The following is a 15824-nucleotide window of genomic DNA, read 5'->3' as shown; positions in this document are numbered from 1 at the left end:
ATATTACAAACTACAAGGCGCAATTACATGCATCTTATAATCCGTATATTTCAACTATCTATTAAATGTATCCCTTTTTTACAAATTTATTGATACAAGCAGTTATACCGTTCTTGCTGATAGTTTTAACTGCTGAAGTAGATACCTTTAAGGTTATCCATTTATCTTCTTCAGGGATATAAAACTTCTTTAGTTTTAAGTTAGGATAAAATTTACGTTTAGTCTTAGCGTTTGAGTTTGAAACACTATTACCGTTCATGTATCCTTTTCCTGTTAAATCACAAATTCTTGACATGACAAATCTATTTATTACTTCCTCGATTTAATGAGGAGTGCAAATATCAGGTTTTTTAGTGAAATAGACAATACCATGAGCAAAAAAATTGAAAATCTTTTCATTATGTAAAACCACAGTGGTTAAAAACTGTATTTTAGGAGGCATAAACTGATTATTTGAGGCCAATTTTTATTTATCACAGCCTGTATTTTACCAATTATACTAACAAAAATTACTTTGATGAAGATAACATCATTTGAACAGTACCAGCAAGTTTATAAACAAAGCGTTGAAAAACCCGAAGAATTTTGGGCCGGCATTGCCGATAATTTTCAATGGAAAAAGAAATGGGACAATGTTTTGCAGTGGAATTTCAGAGAGCCAAGTATTAAATGGTTTGATGGCGCCAAGCTGAACATTACCGAAAACTGCCTCGACCGCCACCTCGAAAAACATGGCGATGTGCCTGCCATTGTATGGGAGCCTAATGATCCGCATGAGGATCACCGCGTGCTTACCTATAAACAACTGCACGATAAAGTTTGCCAGTTTGCCAATGTGCTTAAAAACAACGGCGCTAAAAAAGGCGACCGTATTTGTATTTATATGCCGATGGTACCCGAGCTGGCTATTGCCGTATTGGCCTGCGCCCGTATCGGCGCCATCCATTCGGTGGTATTCGGCGGGTTTTCGGCCCAGTCAATTGCCGATAGGATAAATGATGCCACCTGCGCCCTGGTAATTACTACCGACGGCAGCCAGCGTGGGCCGAAAGAAATTCCGCTGAAGAGTGTAATAGATGATGCCCTGGTACAATGCCCAACTGTTAAAAAAGTAATTGTACTTACCCGCAGCCATACGCCGGTATCGATGATAAAAGGCCGCGATGTTTGGTGGGAAGACGAAATTAAAAAGGTAGAAACTCAAGGCAACCCCGATTGCCCTGCCGAAGAAATGGACGCTGAAGATATGCTGTTCATTTTGTATACATCGGGCTCAACCGGTAAGCCTAAGGGGGTGGTACATACCTGCGGTGGTTATATGGTTTACGCGGGCTATACCTTTGCCAACGTTTTTCAATACGAGCGCGGCGAGGTTTATTTTTGTACGGCTGATATCGGCTGGATCACCGGTCATTCTTACATAGTTTACGGTCCGCTATCGCAAGGGGCAACCACGGTGATGTTTGAGGGCATCCCTACCTGGCCGGATTGCGGTCGTTTCTGGGAGATTGTTGATAAGCATAAAGTAAATATCCTGTACACCGCGCCAACCGCTATTCGTTCGCTAATGAGCTTCGGGCTCGATCAGGTGAATAATAAGGATTTGAGCACGCTTAAAAAATTAGGTTCGGTAGGCGAGCCTATTAATGAAGAAGCCTGGCACTGGTTTGATGATAACATAGGCAAAAATAAATGCCCTATTGTTGATACCTGGTGGCAAACTGAAACCGGCGGTATTATGATATCGCCTATAGCGGGCGTTACCCCAACCAAACCGGGCTACGCTACCTTGCCGCTGCCGGGCGTGCAACCTGTATTGGTTGACGAGAACGGCATTGAAATTGAAGGTAATGGCGTAAGCGGAAACCTGTGTATCAAGTTCCCGTGGCCGGGTATGCTACGCACCACTTACGGCGATCACGAGCGCTGCCGAACTACTTATTTTGCTACTTACGAAAACCAATATTTTACCGGCGACGGCTGCCTGCGCGACAACGACGGTTATTACCGCATTACCGGCCGTGTGGATGACGTGCTGAACGTATCCGGTCACCGTATTGGTACTGCCGAGGTAGAAAATGCCATTAATATGCACAGCAGTGTGGTTGAATCGGCAGTGGTTGGTTACCCGCATGATATTAAAGGTCAGGGCGTATATGCTTACGTAGTTAGTCCGGATAAACATGGCGACGAAGAACTTACCCGCAAGGATATCATCATGACGGTATCGCGTATTATAGGCCCGATAGCCAAACCGGATAAAATTCAGTTTGTAACAGGCTTGCCAAAAACACGTTCGGGCAAAATTATGCGCCGCATATTAAGGAAGATTGCCGAAGGCGATACCACCAACCTGGGCGATACCTCAACTTTACTTGACCCTGCTGTGGTAGATGAAATTAAGGCAGGAGCTCTGTAAGTAGAGTCAAGAATAGAGAATCAGGAGACAAGATAGTTTCGTTTTAGCATTGACAACTTTTAAAAAGTTGTCAATGCTTGCCTATTCAACGCCATGCAAACGCACTGCCTCTTAATAACCGAAAAAATGCGGCATCGTAAGGAACGGGTAGCACAAGCCCTGCCCACACACAAACATTCAAAGTTCCTTGCGCAGCCGCGACGTTATTCACTGTTGTTTGTTTTTTTAAAGCGTTCATGAGGTCGCTACGCTCAGTATCTTTTTTGGTTCTTTTTTCTTTTGAGAGAAAAGAAAAAAGAAGATCCACTGACGATAATAATAGCAGAAACATTCCTAACGAAGAAATCAGTAAGTGATAGATCCTTCGCTACGCTCAGCATGACAATAAGAGATATACATAAACATGATAAGCATTGACAACTTTTTAAAAGTTGTCAATGCTTTAAAAATGTTTTATTTCACCTTCTTCCAAACTTCATCATAACCATTTCCTTTTAGGTACAATAGCGAATCTGTAAGTTTATATTTAAAGGTTCCTATTTTTCCATCCATGTACTGCGCGTAGCCCGGCCCTCCAACGGCTTCAAAGGCATGCCGAAAATACAATGGCACAAAGGATTGAAAAGAAGACAGACAAGATTGTTAATTTTTTCATTGCGTTGGTTTTTAGATTAAACAGATCGGTTATGAAATGATAGAATTTTAAGATACTATCGCGAATCGTATCCCTTGTTTCACCAATTGTCCATCCCGGCGATGTATTGTAAACATCATGACCAAGAGCTGTAAAGATCAACTTTATCGTATAGCTCCTTGGCGTTACTTCCCCGGCTTCTATCCGTTGCAGGGTACGTACGCTTAAGTTGCATTTTTCTACAAGTTCTTCCTGTGTTAAGCCCTTAGCTTTTCTAAGTTTCACAATCTTTTTGCCTAAGGTTGGTTGTTGCATGGCTATGTAAAAATTCTGGAGCAATGTTATAATTAACATAACCAATGTACAAAAAATGAAGCTGTATTATAGCCGACATTACCCCGACATTTAAAGTTTTGAAGCTGTAGGAGGGTAAGAGCGTAGATTATAGCGGGAGCGGTAATAAAATTATGATCCTGTGTTTATGCTACTTTCTCAAACCAAACTTATCGCCGTCTGTTATCTATATACATCTAAATAAAAAAACATCATGGATAAGTTAGAAATAAAAGGCGGCTGGAATGAGCTGAAAGGAAAAATTAAACAGGCATACGGTGATTTAACCGATGACGATTTGAAACACGAAGAAGGTAAAGACGACGAAACGCTTGGCCGCTTACAGCAAAAGCTGGGCAAAAGCCGCGAAGATCTGGTAAACTGGATCAATAGCTTATAATCAATATCATAAAAGTAAAGCCCCGGTTTTTTACCGGGGCTTTACTTTTTAAGGGCTACACCAAGCCCTATTATTAGTAATTTTGCCGCATGAGCAAAGCAAAACCCACCATACTTGTTGTAAACGACGACGGAATAACCGCCCCCGGCATAAAAGCACTGATAGAAGCCATGGCCGATATCGGCAGGGTAGTGGTAGTAGCGCCGGATAGTCCGCAATCGGGGATGGGGCATGCCATTACTATTGGCAAGCCGCTAAGGTTTGATAAGGTAGATTTGTACGAAGGCATTGAAATGTACAAGTGCTCGGGTACCCCGGTCGACTGTGTGAAACTTGCCGTTAACTTGGTTTTTAAAGGCCAAAAGCCCGATCTGTGTGTTTCGGGTATCAATCACGGGCTAAATAATTCCATCAACGTATTGTATTCCGGCACTATGTCGGCAGCGGTGGAGGGTGCTATCGAGAGCATCCCTTCAATAGGTTATTCGTTAGATGATTTTACACAGGAAGCCAACTTTAAACCCTGCATTAAATACGTAAAGGAAATTGCTTTGCAGGTACTGGAGCACGGTTTGCCGGTAGCTACGTTACTGAATGTAAACTTCCCGGCAGGGAATGATTTGAAAGGAATAAAGATTTGCCGCCAGGCTAATGCCAAATGGGCCGAAGAGTTCGACCGTAGAATGGACCCGCATAACCGCCCTTATTATTGGTTAACCGGGGTGTTCCAAACCAATGATAATGGTGAGGATACCGATGTTTGGGCGCTCGATAATAATTACGTTTCGGTAGTGCCTGTTCAGTTTGATATGACGGCGCATCACGCCATACCCATATTGAACGGCTGGAAGTTTAACGACTAAGATTCGTCGGCAGGTAAATAACCCTCGCCAAATTGTGTTACGAGGTGTTGCAACGCCGATTGAAAATTGGTGAGGCTGGCATCTAAACAGAAAACGGTACTCACCGGATGGTCGGGTATGGCAGCGAATATGGAATACCAAAAGCCGTTCTCGATATTCTCGTGCCAGGTGGTCACCACGTCAAAAGCCGACTGGTTGTTCTCTATGTTTCGCAGAACGAGGTTATTGTCAACAATATCATGGAAATCTTCGCCCTGCATGCCGGTGCAGCACAGGTAGCAGGCTTTTTTGTCTATTAACTGATCGGCAATTTCAAAGAGTTCTTCATTGCTCAGGTTATCTGTAATAATAAACATCAGCCAATCGTTAAGTGGCAGGGCGTTTATCCAATCGCCGTTTATGCTATACGGTTGATAAATTATTTGACGGTTGTTTAGGTTTCCTAATTCAATCATGCTAAAGGCTAAAATAGTTAAACGGCGGTTAATTGATATTAATTTATTTTATAATAACGCTAAGCTTGTACTTTTGAGGGCATGCTAATTAATCCATCTGTATGAAATATTACCTTGTAGTCGGTGAAGCATCGGGCGACCTTCACGGGGCTAACCTCATGAAGTCGCTTAAACAGCGCGACCCGCAAGCAGAGTTTCGCTATTTTGGCGGCGACCTGATGCAGGCCGAAGGCGGTACACTGGTAAAGCATTATGCCGAAATGGCCTATATGGGTTTTGTAGAGGTGGTGATGAATTTGCGTTCCATCCTCAAAAACATGAAGCAGTGCAAGCAGGATATTTTGGCTTACCAGCCGGATGTTTTGGTGCTGATAGATTTCCCGGGCTTTAACCTCAAAATAGCCGGGTTTGCAAAAAAGAATAATCTTTTAGTGTGCTACTACATATCGCCCAAGGTTTGGGCCTGGAACCAAAAACGGGTATTGAAGATCAAACGCGTAGTAGATCATCTGTTTTGCATACTGCCTTTCGAGGTCGATTTTTATAAAAGCTGGGGCATGGAGGTTGATTATGTGGGCAACCCATTATTAGATGCCGTATCGGCATTTAACCCTGCTGCCGACTTTTTAACCCGGCATCACCTTAACGGGAAAAAAATAATAGCCTTGTTACCGGGCAGCCGTAAGCAGGAGATCAATTACCTGTTGCCGGATATGATAGCCCTGAAAGATAAATTTCCTCATCATCAGTTAGTTATTGCAGGTGCCCCATCATTCACGGTTGATTATTATCAACCATACCTGAATGGCAATGATATCCCGGTAGTTTTTGGCGCTACTTATGATCTGCTGAGCCATGCTGAGGCAGCTGTTGTAGCATCGGGCACGGCAACTTTAGAAACCGCTTTGTTTGATGTACCCCAGGTGGTGGTATATAAGGGCAATGCCATTACCATTGGCATAGGCCGTATGGTAATCAAAATAAAATACATATCGCTGGTGAACCTTATTATGGATAAGCTGGTGGTAAAAGAACTCATTCAGCAAGACTGTACACCCCAAAAGATAGGCGAAGAGTTGAGCCGAATGATAAACGATGCCACATACCGGCAAAATATGCTGGCCGATTATGACGTGCTTGATGAAAAGATGGGTACGCCCGGAGCTTCGGATAAAACAGCCGCCTTAATTGTAAAATATAGCACCATTAAAAATAACAAGAGGCAGTCCCTTTGAGGCAGCCCCTTTGCGTGGAGTATCCCCTGTTATCACAAGACAGTCGGGGATGGTTGACTATGGTATTTTGGCTAAATTGGCCAAACCAATAACCAATTATGACGCGTATCCTTAGATCATCTCTTCTATACCTGCTCTTGTTATTATCTGCCGCATCGCAAGCGCAAACTATTTTAAAAAATGGCTTCAATAACCCGCCGTCGGCCGCTAAGGCCCGCACCTGGTGGCATTGGATAGATGGCAATATATCTAAAAAGGGTATCACCGCCGATCTGGAGGCCATGAAGCGTGTAGGTATTCAAGAGGCGCAGATCTTTAACGTTGGTCAGGGTTATCCCGACGGGCCATACACATATCTTAGCCCTGAATGGCTGGACATGATAAAGTTTGCAGGCGATGAAGCCAAGCGCCTGGGTATGGAGTTGGCCTTTCATAACGGTCCCGGCTGGTCATCAAGCGGTGGGCCATGGGTTAAACCGGAGCAGTCTATGCAAACGGTGGTTTACTCGCAGTCGCGCATAAAGGGAGGGAGCCACTTTCACTTTAAACTAACGCAGCCAACAGCCAGGTTCAATTACTATAAGGATATAGCGTTGATCGCCTTCCCTACCCCAAAGGGTAATGTGCTGATAGATAAATTAGGATTAAAAACGCTGTCGGGCGATCAATTTCTTACGCATTTGTATCCTGATGATAAAGTGATCGATCGTGCATCGGTAATAGATAAAACAAAGGTTTTAGATCTGAGCGCCAAAATGGCTACTGATGGCACGCTGGATTGGGATGCGCCTGCCGGTGATTGGACGGTTCTCAGATTTGGACATACCAGCACCGGGGCGCAAAACCGCCCTGCGCCAAAAGGCGGCCTTGGTTTAGAGGTAGATAAAATGAGCAGCGTGGCCATGGATGCGTACTGGACAGATGGCATTAAACCGATCATTGATAAGCTTGGTCCGCTGGTTGGCACTACAGTAAACAACTGTTTGATAGATAGCTATGAAGTTGGCTGCGGCAACTGGACGCCGGGTTTTGCTGCCGAATTTCGTAAGAGAAATGCTTATGACCTTATACCTTACCTGCCAACTCTTGCCGGCTTTTACGTGCAAAGCGGCGAGGTGTCCGAGCGTTTCCTGTATGATTACCGTAAAACCATCAGCGATCTGATGGCCAAAAACTATTGGGGCCATTTTGCTGATCTGTGCCATAAGGTGGGGATGAAATTCTCTACCGAGCCTTATGGCGGTCCGTTCGAGGCACTAAAAGTTGGTGCCAAAAGCGATATCGTGATGGGTGAGTTTTGGATCGGCAGGAATGAGTATATTGAGTCGCCTAAATTGGCAGCATCTATAGCCCACGTAAGCGGCCTTAATATCGTTGGTACCGAATCGTTCACCAGCTTAGGCGGCTGGGTAAATCATCCGGCCACGCTTAAACCCTCGGGTGATCGGGTTTGGACAGAGGGGGTTAATCGCTTCATCTTTCACACCTACACGCATCAACCCTGGGAATTCGCTCCGGGTATGACCTTCCACCAATACGGTTTGGATATGAATCGGCATAATACCTGGTGGGAGCAGAGCAAGACCTACATGGATTACCTTGCCCGTTCGCAATACTTGTTGCAGGCCGGTAAGAGCTTTGCCGATGTATTGGTATTCACCGGTGAAGCCTCGCCCAATGATGCCATGTTGCGTCCGGATATCAAAGCCCTGGGCTACGATTATGATCAGATCGGCCCGGATCAGTTAGCTAAATTAAAAGCCGGGAACGGCAAGATATACGACGCGTACGGCCATACCTACAGCATGCTGGTACTACCTGAAAGCAAATGGGCCACGCCCGAATTGCTGCGTAAGCTAAAGGAACTGGCTTTGGGTGGTGCTACCATTATTGGCGCTAAACCATTGCGCTCACCAGGTTTGGTAGGTTATCCCAATAACGATGCTCAGGTAAAGCAACTCATAGGTCAGCTTTGGCCGGCCAAAATATCTGCCGATCTATCAGTAGGTAAAGCCTTATCAAGGCTGCGCCTTGCTCCCGACTTTTCGGCCGGACGAGCAGGTGCCGATATCAAATACATCCATCGGCGTACCGCTACAGAGGATATCTACTTTGTATCGAACCCAAAAACCGAGCAGCGTGCTGTTACTTTAAGCTTCAGAGTATCGGGCAGGCAACCATCGCTATGGGATTCATCCACAGGCAAAGTGGAGGATGTGTTGGTTTGGAATAAAGGGGCCAATGGAACTATCGATGTGCCTGTATCACTGGATCCTAATGGCAGTGTGTTCGTAATATTCAGTAAAGGCAGCGCGTTGCCACAAATCAGCCGGGTGAAAAGCGACCTGCAATATCCCAAAGCCCAACCACTTGCTGATCTGAAGATTGTTAGGGCTGAGTATGGCACTTTCCTGCCTGATGGTATGGGCGATGTGACCGATGTTATCAACAAAGCGGTGAAGCCAGAGGGAGTATATATAGCGGCGGTTAATAATTTGCTTCCTGCCGATCCTGCACCCGGATCGGTAAAGGAGTTGCGCATGGATTATGAGTTGGATGGACGGCGGCACACGCTTAGCTTAGTAGAAGGTCAGCAGCACGATCTTAAATTCGAGGGTAAGACGTTCAAGCTCATCAGGGCTTTGTATGGTAAGTTTACTAAAGAGTTTAAAGGAGTACCACCTAAATATCCGGTTTACGATGTGGCAGATAAAGTGAACGCGCTGATCAATTCCGGCCAGTTGATATTTAAAGTGACGGATGTATTATTTGATGCTGCGCCAACACCCGGTATCGACAGGGAATTGAGACTGAGCTACACTACAGAAGAAGACCCGCGCGATGTTGCCATTCCGCAGGGCAACATCGCGCACCTGGAACAGGATATCCCGCAGCCCAAAATGCTGAGCGAAAATAAGATACCCCTGCTGATCACACCTTATGCCGGTACGGTAACTTATAAGTCGGCGACAGGTATCTCTAAAAACGTTAATGTAAAAAACATCCCTGAGCCTTTTGTTCTGACTGGCCCTTGGGAGGTTGGCTTTGACAAAAAGATGGGAGCCCCGGCATCGGTTATGTTTCCCGGTCTGATGTCGTGGACAAAGTCTGACATAGATGGCATCAAGTACTATTCAGGTACAGCGGTCTATAAAAAGCATGTGAACCTTTCTGATGCGATGATAGGTAAAGGCAACATGTTAGAACTCGATTTGGGTAGTGTGCGCGTAATGGCCGAAGTTACCCTGAACGGCCGGAACCTGGGCGTACTTTGGAAAGCTCCTTTCAGAGTAGATATCACCCACGCCGTAAAAGCAGGCGATAACGAATTGGAGATACGCGTTACCAACCTTTGGATAAATCGCTTAATAGGCGATGCCCAACTGCCTGATGATATCAGTTGGGGAGATGGCCCGCCATCGGCCTGGCCTGCCTGGTTAACCGATAGTACCGTAGCCCGCGATTCTAAGCGGGTCACTTTTGCCGCCTACAGACATTGGGATGCTAAGTCAAAATTACAATTATCAGGGTTATTAGGCCCTGTAATGATAAGAAGCTATCAGCGGGTAAAACTGTAGTTATTTCACATGATCAATAATTAAAACGAGGCTGTATCAAAATTCGTTTTTTGACAAACGTGGCCAGATTAAATTTTGAGTCGTTTTATAAATCAAAACGGGTGATTTTCGATTTGAAAATCACCCGTTTTGTGTTTGTAAGAAGTGCTTTTAGTACGATCGCCAAATTTTATATTGTGCTTTCGCTTGCGATTTTACTTTTGAGACAGCTTCTCTGCGTTTTCATAGGTGTTGATGTAAAGCTTTGTAGGTAGATGCTTTATAGTAGGTAGATGTATATGATGGTCAGGCGGCTGATAAGCGGTGCTTGGCAGCTTCCTGTTTGTTGATGCCTAAAAACTGATTTTTAGCTTTAAAAGACCTCAGATCTTCTCTTAAAATATCCATTAATTGCTGGTCGAACTTTGCAACTAATTTGCTTGTTGCAGGTATTTTATTGCTTTTCATAGGTAGATGTTGTGATGGTTGAAAATATGTTACTAAGCAGCCGACAAACGATCAGCCGAAATTTTATTTAAAAGTTGATCTTTCGCGGCTTTAATAGCTTTCAGATCGTTCATTAAAATGTTTTTCAGTTCGTTATCAAAACGTGCAACTAATTTGCTTACTGATGGTTTTTTGTAGGTTTTCATAGTATAAATATTTTTATGTTTTTGTCAGTTGTTAGTTTCTTGTTCGTTGTTGTCTTCTTCGTCAGTCAGGTTGTCTTTCCTTCGTTTAGCCTCTTTATATTGCCTCAGTATCTGTTCTTCGTCCCGGGCATCTGATGGCTTCTCCGGATTTTGAGGATTCTCCCATGTTTGTTCACCCTCGTCTGCTGCTTCTTTTTTCGCGATAACCATAACGTTGCATTTGATAAGTACTATTCCAATTCAATGCCAAAAATTTAAAGTTTGATAAAATAGATGCTCGTAAACTTAATTTATCTGAAAATTAAGCTTCAAAAAGCCGCATTGGTTGAAATGTAAATTCTTTTTAGGACAAGCGATGTACAAAATTGTGATACACCTGTTCGCTGTAGTAGTCAAATTGATGTTTTTCGGATGACAATCGGCCTATTGTATCCAAATCAGGAAGAAAATAGCGGGATGAGTGCTTTTAACACCCGAGAGTGACGGATTTGAAATGTTAAGTAAATGTTAAGTGATGTTTTTGTTAATAAAGCCGCCCGGTACAACTTGAAGCGATTTTGAAGTAAAATTGAAGCGAATTTTTATAGAAAATATCTGTTTTGTTAAATTTTTTAGTGTTTTCTGTTAAAACTAACTGTGGCAAATAGAATTTTGAGGCTAATTTTTATTAATTTATAATTTTTAACAAAAACAGGCGTTTAATTAATTGATTTAGCTAAAAAGGTATCAAAATTGTGATATTCGTAACATATTGATAATATGATTGTCATTAAAATAAGCTTCGATAAAATAATTTAAAAATATTTGAAAAAACATTTGCAAACTGTTCATCTTAGTGTTACCTTTACACTGTTGAAAATGATGAAACAAAAACATCGAATCAACCACATAAAGTAGTCTTCTCATAATTTAGGTTTATAATTGGTTAGTAAAGGCCCCTGCCCATCAGGGGCTTTACTTATTTATAGGGTTTTTGTAACCGCTTAATTTCAGGCCAAATAAACACGAAACACATCAACTTTTTTTATAACTGTTACATCCGGGCTAATCGCAATTCATTGTGCAACTGTATCATAACCGAACACCTGCTGTTACATCTGCGGACACCCACATCTTAATAAATTGAATTAATTTATTGATTTACATATATTTAAGTAGGTGGCATGCCTTTTAGTGTTGTTAATAGCCCCGGAGTTTTAATTTTTCAATGAACCAGCTATCGTTATGATAAAGAATTATTTACGCAGTGCTATACGCAATATCAGCAGGCATAAGTTTATTTCGTTTATAAACATTTTTGGCCTAACGGTAGGGCTTACCTGCTGTTTGCTGATACTCACCTATATTATAAATGAGGTAAGCTATGATAAGTTCAATGTCAACGCGCCCAATATATATCGTGTAACGCGCAGCTTTAACAGTGCAAACGGTGTTGTAAACTTAAACCTGGGGTCGGTAGCGCCGCCATTTGGGCCGCTGCTTAAAAATGAATTTCCGGATATTCAAAAAACAACGCGTGTATACTCTAATAGCGGCGTTACCCTGCGTTATAAGGATAAATTGTTTACCGAAAGGGGTGCTTGCTTTGCCGAAGAGAACTTTTTCGACTTTTTTACGTTGAAAACTGTAAAAGGCAACCCCAAAACGGCACTTGCCGATCCGTTTTGCGTAATGCTAACCGAAGACCTTGCCCGCAAATACTTTGGCAATGAAGACCCGATCAATAAAGAGATCCGTTTTGAAAACCAGTTTAACTTTAAAGTTACCGGTGTTTACAAAGCCTTCCCGGCCAATTCGCAAATGCACCCGCAGATGCTCATGTCATTCAATACGCTTAACGATAGTACAGTTTATGGCAGAAAGGGGTTAGAAACCAACTGGGGGAACAACTCTTTTTTTACTTACCTGCTGTTTCCGCCTGATTATAATGTAGCCCATGTGCAGGCACAATTCCCCGCTTTTTTAGACAAATACATGTCGTCGCAAGGCGATGCCAACAAGCCCTCAAGCTGGACCAAAATAAGTTTGCAGCCATTCCTGGATATTCACCTCCGCTCGCACCTGGATACTGAAGTGGAAGACAATGGCGATATTACCAGGGTTTACATCTTTTCGGCCATCGCGCTGTTTATCCTGCTGATCGCCTGTATTAACTACATGAACCTTTCTACCGCGCGCTCTGCCTTAAGGGCTAAAGAAATAGGCATCAGGAAAGTTATCGGCGCGCAGCAAAAAGAGATCATCATGCAGTTTCTGGGTGAATCAGTGTTGATTACCTATGTATCCTTAATACTTGCCCTGGTTTTAACAGCTTTGTTGTTGCCCGTAATTAATAAGGCATCGGAGCTGGGTTTATCCATCAATGCCTTAGCTCAACCTGTTATATTGATACCCATTTTGATAATGCCTTTTATAATAGGTATAGTGAGCGGCATATATCCGGCCATCTTCATGTCGTCGTTTAATCCTTTAAAGGTTTTAAAGGGGATCTTGAAAATTGGCGGCGGCGGTATCTCTTTCCGCAAGGTATTAGTGGTTACACAATTTTCCATCTCTATTATATTAATAGTAGCTACCACTATTGTTTTTCAGCAACTGCGGTATATGCAAAGTAAATCGCTCGGGATAAACAAAGATCATATTGTTACCATTGGCGAAATCCCGGCGAATGATTACGACGCGTTTAAGGCCGATCTGCTAAAAAATCCATCGGTGAAAGAACTCGGGCGGTCGTCGCGCCTGCCATCGGGAAGGTTGCTTGACGATCAGGGTGTGTCTGTTTCGGCAGGTGGTAAAGAACTGCCGGTTAAAGCATCTATCAAATATCTTAATGCCGATGATGGCTTTATACCTGCCTACGGCATAAAAATGGCCGCGGGGCGCAACTTCAACCACACCTTCGGCACTGATAGTAATAATTACGTGATCAATACGGCTGCTGTTAAGGTATTAGGATGGAAAACACCCGAAAATGCTATTGGCCGCGATATTATTTATGGTGGCGTAACCGGAAAGGTGATCGGTGTAACGGCTGATTTCCATTTCGAATCGCTGCACCAGGATATTGTACCGCTTTTAATGCGTATGCCTGTTTTTGCCAAAAATAACTACAGTCGGCTTTCTATAAAAATTGACGGTCATAATGTAAAAGGCGGTTTAAATGCTATTGAAACAATGTGGAGAAAGTACCAACCCGAAAAACCTTTTGAGTATACTTTTTTGGATGAACGCTTTCAAAAACTTTACCATACCGAGCAGCAGCAGGGCAACCTGTTCACCATATTTTCGTGCATCGCCATATTTATCGCCTGTTTGGGCTTATTTGGCTTGTCGGCATTTACCATTTCGCAAAGGGTTAAAGAAATAGGCGTGCGTAAAGTGCTTGGCGCGAGTATACAGCAAATAGTAACCGAACTATCTAAAGATTTTTTGAAACTCGTTTTTATCGCCGCCTTAATTGCGCTGCCAATTGCCTGGTATGCCATGAACAAGTGGCTGCTCGATTTCGCTTTCCGTATTAATATACAATGGTGGGTGTTAGCAATGGCCGGGGTTACGGCTGTAATTATAGCTTTTGCAACCATAAGCTATCAATCCATAAAAGCGGCGCTGGCCAACCCGGTTAAAAGTTTAAGAAGCGAGTAGTTAGCTATATAATAACTACAGCTATTAATTGAGTTACTCACACTTGCTGATGGTACGCTAACCAGTCTTGTTTTCTCGTTGGGAAACTTAATTGATTATTGTACGGAAAATTAACTGTATCTTAATAATAGTAACATAGTTTTGATTGCGCCTTTACCTAATCGAAACTTATTATGTGGCACAGTTCAAATAATTTCAAAAAGCTTTTCTTAGCAGTAACAGGATCGGTCATTTTTATTTGGGGTCAATCATCCTGTAAAAAAGATGAAAATAACAGGCCCGAATACCCATCGGGGACAAATGAAAATATCAATACCTGGATACTGGATAGTTTGAAGCGTTATTATTACTGGAACGAATCGCTCCCGTCCAAACCGGATATAAGTGTTAAACCACAGGCTTTTTTTAATGCTGTACGCAACCCGGCCGACCGGTTCTCTTTTATCAATATTCCGAATGATCAGTCAACCTCCGCGCCCAATAACAAAAACTTCGGATTTGACTACAGTACCGTTATTGAACAAACTACCGGAGAAGTGATCGGGATAATTAAGATGATCCTCGATGAATCTCCCGCATCAAGAGCAGGCCTGAAGCGGGGCGATTATATTCGTAGAATTAACGGACAGCTTTTGACGGCGACAAACGCGGCAGACTTGCAGCAGGATATTTTAAATAACGATCATTTCACATTAGGGCTTGCCGAAATAAGTAACAACACATGGAAAGAGACGCGCGCTGTGGAGATCAGCCGGGGAGCTATACTGGATCAGCGGGTATTGAGTAAGATCATTGAAACCCACGGAAAAAAAGTAGGTTATCTGTACTTTCAGGATTTTAATACGGGCCTCGCCGGCGTTTTAAGCAACATATTTGCCGGGTTTAAAGGTGCAGGCGTTTCTGAACTGGTGCTGGATCTGCGCTATAATTACGGCGGGCAGGTTGCCGAATCGGCGGGGCTTTGCGCCCTGGTTGCCGGGCTGCCGTATGATAAGCCATTTATAATTTATAAAGGCAATAAAAACGGAGGTACAAGAACAGAATCTATAGGCAGTGCCGCTACTTTTGACGGTACTGTTAACTTCAACGCCATGCTGCAGAATAGCCTTGGGTTAAATAAAGTGTACATTCTCGGAACCGGGGCTACGGCATCTGCGGCAGAAGTGATCATTAATAACCTGAAGCCTTATATAGAGGTTGTGTTAGTTGGCGAAACCACAAGGGGTAAAGATGAAGCATCATTCAGGATATTTGACGAGCGTAAACCAAAAGTGGTAGATTGGGAGATGCACCCCATCGTATACAAATTATACAATGCTTCCGGTAACGGGGGGTATAGTGCGGGCATTAAGCCCGATATCAGCGTAGACGAACTGAGTGTATTGCCATTGCTGCCGTTCGGAGATATAGAAGACCCTTTGTTAAAAGCGGCTCTGGCCCGCATTACGGGCGTTGGCAAGGTAATTAACCCGGATATGTCAAGAACCGGAATGAAGAAACTGGCTATAAGTGCCGTATTAGCCGATACCCGGAAACATGTTGCAGAGCGTAGTACAGTAACCACACACAGGTAACCGGTATCTTAATAATCTTGAATATTTAACAGATAGTTAATATTGGGCTGGTAACT

The 15824-nt window shown here is 43.3% G+C and carries 13 protein-coding genes; 7 read left to right on the top strand and 6 right to left on the bottom strand.

The annotated features are described in order from the left end of the window. Positions 1 to 61: 61 nt before the first annotated feature. A complete protein-coding gene (rpmB, locus tag AC07NA_RS24730) occupies positions 62 to 295 on the bottom strand; it encodes a 50S ribosomal protein L28 (protein ID WP_345214331.1) in 234 nt (77 codons plus the stop codon). A 222-nt stretch (positions 296 to 517) separates the two neighbouring features. Here rpmB and acs point away from each other — a divergent pair, with 222 nt between their 5' ends. After that, complete coding sequence (gene acs, locus AC07NA_RS24725; protein ID WP_494900605.1) at positions 518 to 2419, top strand: acetate--CoA ligase; 1902 nt, start codon at positions 518 to 520, stop codon at positions 2417 to 2419. A gap of 583 nt (positions 2420 to 3002) precedes the next feature. Here the strand turns inward: acs and AC07NA_RS24720 are convergent. Further along, entirely contained in the window at positions 3003 to 3368 is a 366-nt protein-coding gene (locus AC07NA_RS24720; protein WP_494900604.1) for a helix-turn-helix domain-containing protein, read from the bottom strand. Positions 3369 to 3600: 232 nt separating this feature from the next. Between AC07NA_RS24720 and AC07NA_RS24715 the strand changes: the two genes are divergently transcribed. Both AC07NA_RS24715 and surE read left to right on the top strand, forming a co-directional pair. Further along, the gene (locus AC07NA_RS24715; protein WP_345210716.1) at positions 3601 to 3786 is read left to right on the top strand and encodes a CsbD family protein; all 186 of its coding nucleotides are present in this window, start codon (positions 3601 to 3603) and stop codon (positions 3784 to 3786) included. An 89-nt stretch (positions 3787 to 3875) separates the two neighbouring features. After that, complete coding sequence (gene surE / locus AC07NA_RS24710; protein ID WP_494900602.1) at positions 3876 to 4649, top strand: 5'/3'-nucleotidase SurE; 774 nt, start codon at positions 3876 to 3878, stop codon at positions 4647 to 4649. Here surE and AC07NA_RS24705 read toward each other — a convergent pair. Beyond that, positions 4646 to 5104, bottom strand: a complete 459-nt coding sequence (locus AC07NA_RS24705; protein ID WP_494900601.1) for a DUF7684 family protein — start codon at positions 5102 to 5104, stop codon at positions 4646 to 4648. The genes surE and AC07NA_RS24705 overlap by 4 nt on opposite strands. Before the next feature lie 101 nt (positions 5105 to 5205). Between AC07NA_RS24705 and lpxB the strand changes: the two genes are divergently transcribed. Then, entirely contained in the window at positions 5206 to 6339 is a 1134-nt protein-coding gene (gene lpxB, locus AC07NA_RS24700) for a lipid-A-disaccharide synthase (RefSeq protein ID WP_494900600.1), read from the top strand. Positions 6340 to 6437: 98 nt separating this feature from the next. After that, positions 6438 to 9917, top strand: a complete 3480-nt coding sequence (locus AC07NA_RS24695) for a glycosyl hydrolase (protein ID WP_494900598.1) — start codon at positions 6438 to 6440, stop codon at positions 9915 to 9917. Positions 9918 to 10202: 285 nt separating this feature from the next. On the opposite strand, the gene AC07NA_RS24690 is transcribed toward AC07NA_RS24695, so the two are convergent. From AC07NA_RS24690 to AC07NA_RS24680, 3 genes are read right to left on the bottom strand one after another with little or no spacing between them, the layout of a single operon-like run. Then, positions 10203 to 10364 carry a hypothetical protein gene (locus tag AC07NA_RS24690; RefSeq protein WP_345210721.1) on the bottom strand — a complete coding sequence of 54 codons (162 nt, stop codon included), beginning with the start codon at positions 10362 to 10364 and terminating at the stop codon, positions 10203 to 10205. Positions 10365 to 10396: 32 nt separating this feature from the next. After that, positions 10397 to 10549: a hypothetical protein gene (locus tag AC07NA_RS24685; protein ID WP_345210722.1), complete on the bottom strand. Its 153-nt coding sequence runs from the start codon at positions 10547 to 10549 to the stop codon at positions 10397 to 10399. Between the two features lie 24 nt (positions 10550 to 10573). Beyond that, on the bottom strand, positions 10574 to 10759 hold the full coding sequence (locus tag AC07NA_RS24680) for a hypothetical protein (RefSeq protein ID WP_494900597.1): 186 nt from the start codon (positions 10757 to 10759) through the stop codon (positions 10574 to 10576). A 1014-nt stretch (positions 10760 to 11773) separates the two neighbouring features. Here AC07NA_RS24680 and AC07NA_RS24675 point away from each other — a divergent pair. Together AC07NA_RS24675 and AC07NA_RS24670 are read left to right on the top strand one after the other, a co-directional pair. Then, positions 11774 to 14194, top strand: coding sequence for an ABC transporter permease (locus AC07NA_RS24675; protein WP_494900596.1), 2421 nt, complete (start codon positions 11774 to 11776; stop codon positions 14192 to 14194). Positions 14195 to 14367: 173 nt separating this feature from the next. Beyond that, positions 14368 to 15768 carry a S41 family peptidase gene (locus AC07NA_RS24670; protein WP_494900595.1) on the top strand — a complete coding sequence of 467 codons (1401 nt, stop codon included), beginning with the start codon at positions 14368 to 14370 and terminating at the stop codon, positions 15766 to 15768. Positions 15769 to 15824 lie beyond the last annotated feature (56 nt).

The sequence above is a fragment of the Mucilaginibacter sp. GW821-FHT07G05 genome, from assembly GCF_059418565.1.
Note: the sequence above shows the minus strand (reverse complement) of the source record. Positions and strands in the feature narration are given on the sequence as shown.

What these genes read in the sequence shown, in the direction of transcription:
- rpmB (WP_345214331.1), bottom strand. Translation starts at nt 295, where the DNA reads ATGTCAAGAATTTGTGATTTAACAGGAAAAGGATACATGAACGGTAAT.
- acs (WP_494900605.1), top strand. Translation starts at nt 518, where the DNA reads ATGAAGATAACATCATTTGAACAGTACCAGCAAGTTTATAAACAAAGC.
- AC07NA_RS24720 (WP_494900604.1), bottom strand. Translation starts at nt 3,368, where the DNA reads ATGCAACAACCAACCTTAGGCAAAAAGATTGTGAAACTTAGAAAAGCT.
- AC07NA_RS24715 (WP_345210716.1), top strand. Translation starts at nt 3,601, where the DNA reads ATGGATAAGTTAGAAATAAAAGGCGGCTGGAATGAGCTGAAAGGAAAA.
- surE (WP_494900602.1), top strand. Translation starts at nt 3,876, where the DNA reads ATGAGCAAAGCAAAACCCACCATACTTGTTGTAAACGACGACGGAATA.
- AC07NA_RS24705 (WP_494900601.1), bottom strand. Translation starts at nt 5,104, where the DNA reads ATGATTGAATTAGGAAACCTAAACAACCGTCAAATAATTTATCAACCG.
- lpxB (WP_494900600.1), top strand. Translation starts at nt 5,206, where the DNA reads ATGAAATATTACCTTGTAGTCGGTGAAGCATCGGGCGACCTTCACGGG.
- AC07NA_RS24695 (WP_494900598.1), top strand. Translation starts at nt 6,438, where the DNA reads ATGACGCGTATCCTTAGATCATCTCTTCTATACCTGCTCTTGTTATTA.
- AC07NA_RS24690 (WP_345210721.1), bottom strand. Translation starts at nt 10,364, where the DNA reads ATGAAAAGCAATAAAATACCTGCAACAAGCAAATTAGTTGCAAAGTTC.
- AC07NA_RS24685 (WP_345210722.1), bottom strand. Translation starts at nt 10,549, where the DNA reads ATGAAAACCTACAAAAAACCATCAGTAAGCAAATTAGTTGCACGTTTT.
- AC07NA_RS24680 (WP_494900597.1), bottom strand. Translation starts at nt 10,759, where the DNA reads ATGGTTATCGCGAAAAAAGAAGCAGCAGACGAGGGTGAACAAACATGG.
- AC07NA_RS24675 (WP_494900596.1), top strand. Translation starts at nt 11,774, where the DNA reads ATGATAAAGAATTATTTACGCAGTGCTATACGCAATATCAGCAGGCAT.
- AC07NA_RS24670 (WP_494900595.1), top strand. Translation starts at nt 14,368, where the DNA reads ATGTGGCACAGTTCAAATAATTTCAAAAAGCTTTTCTTAGCAGTAACA.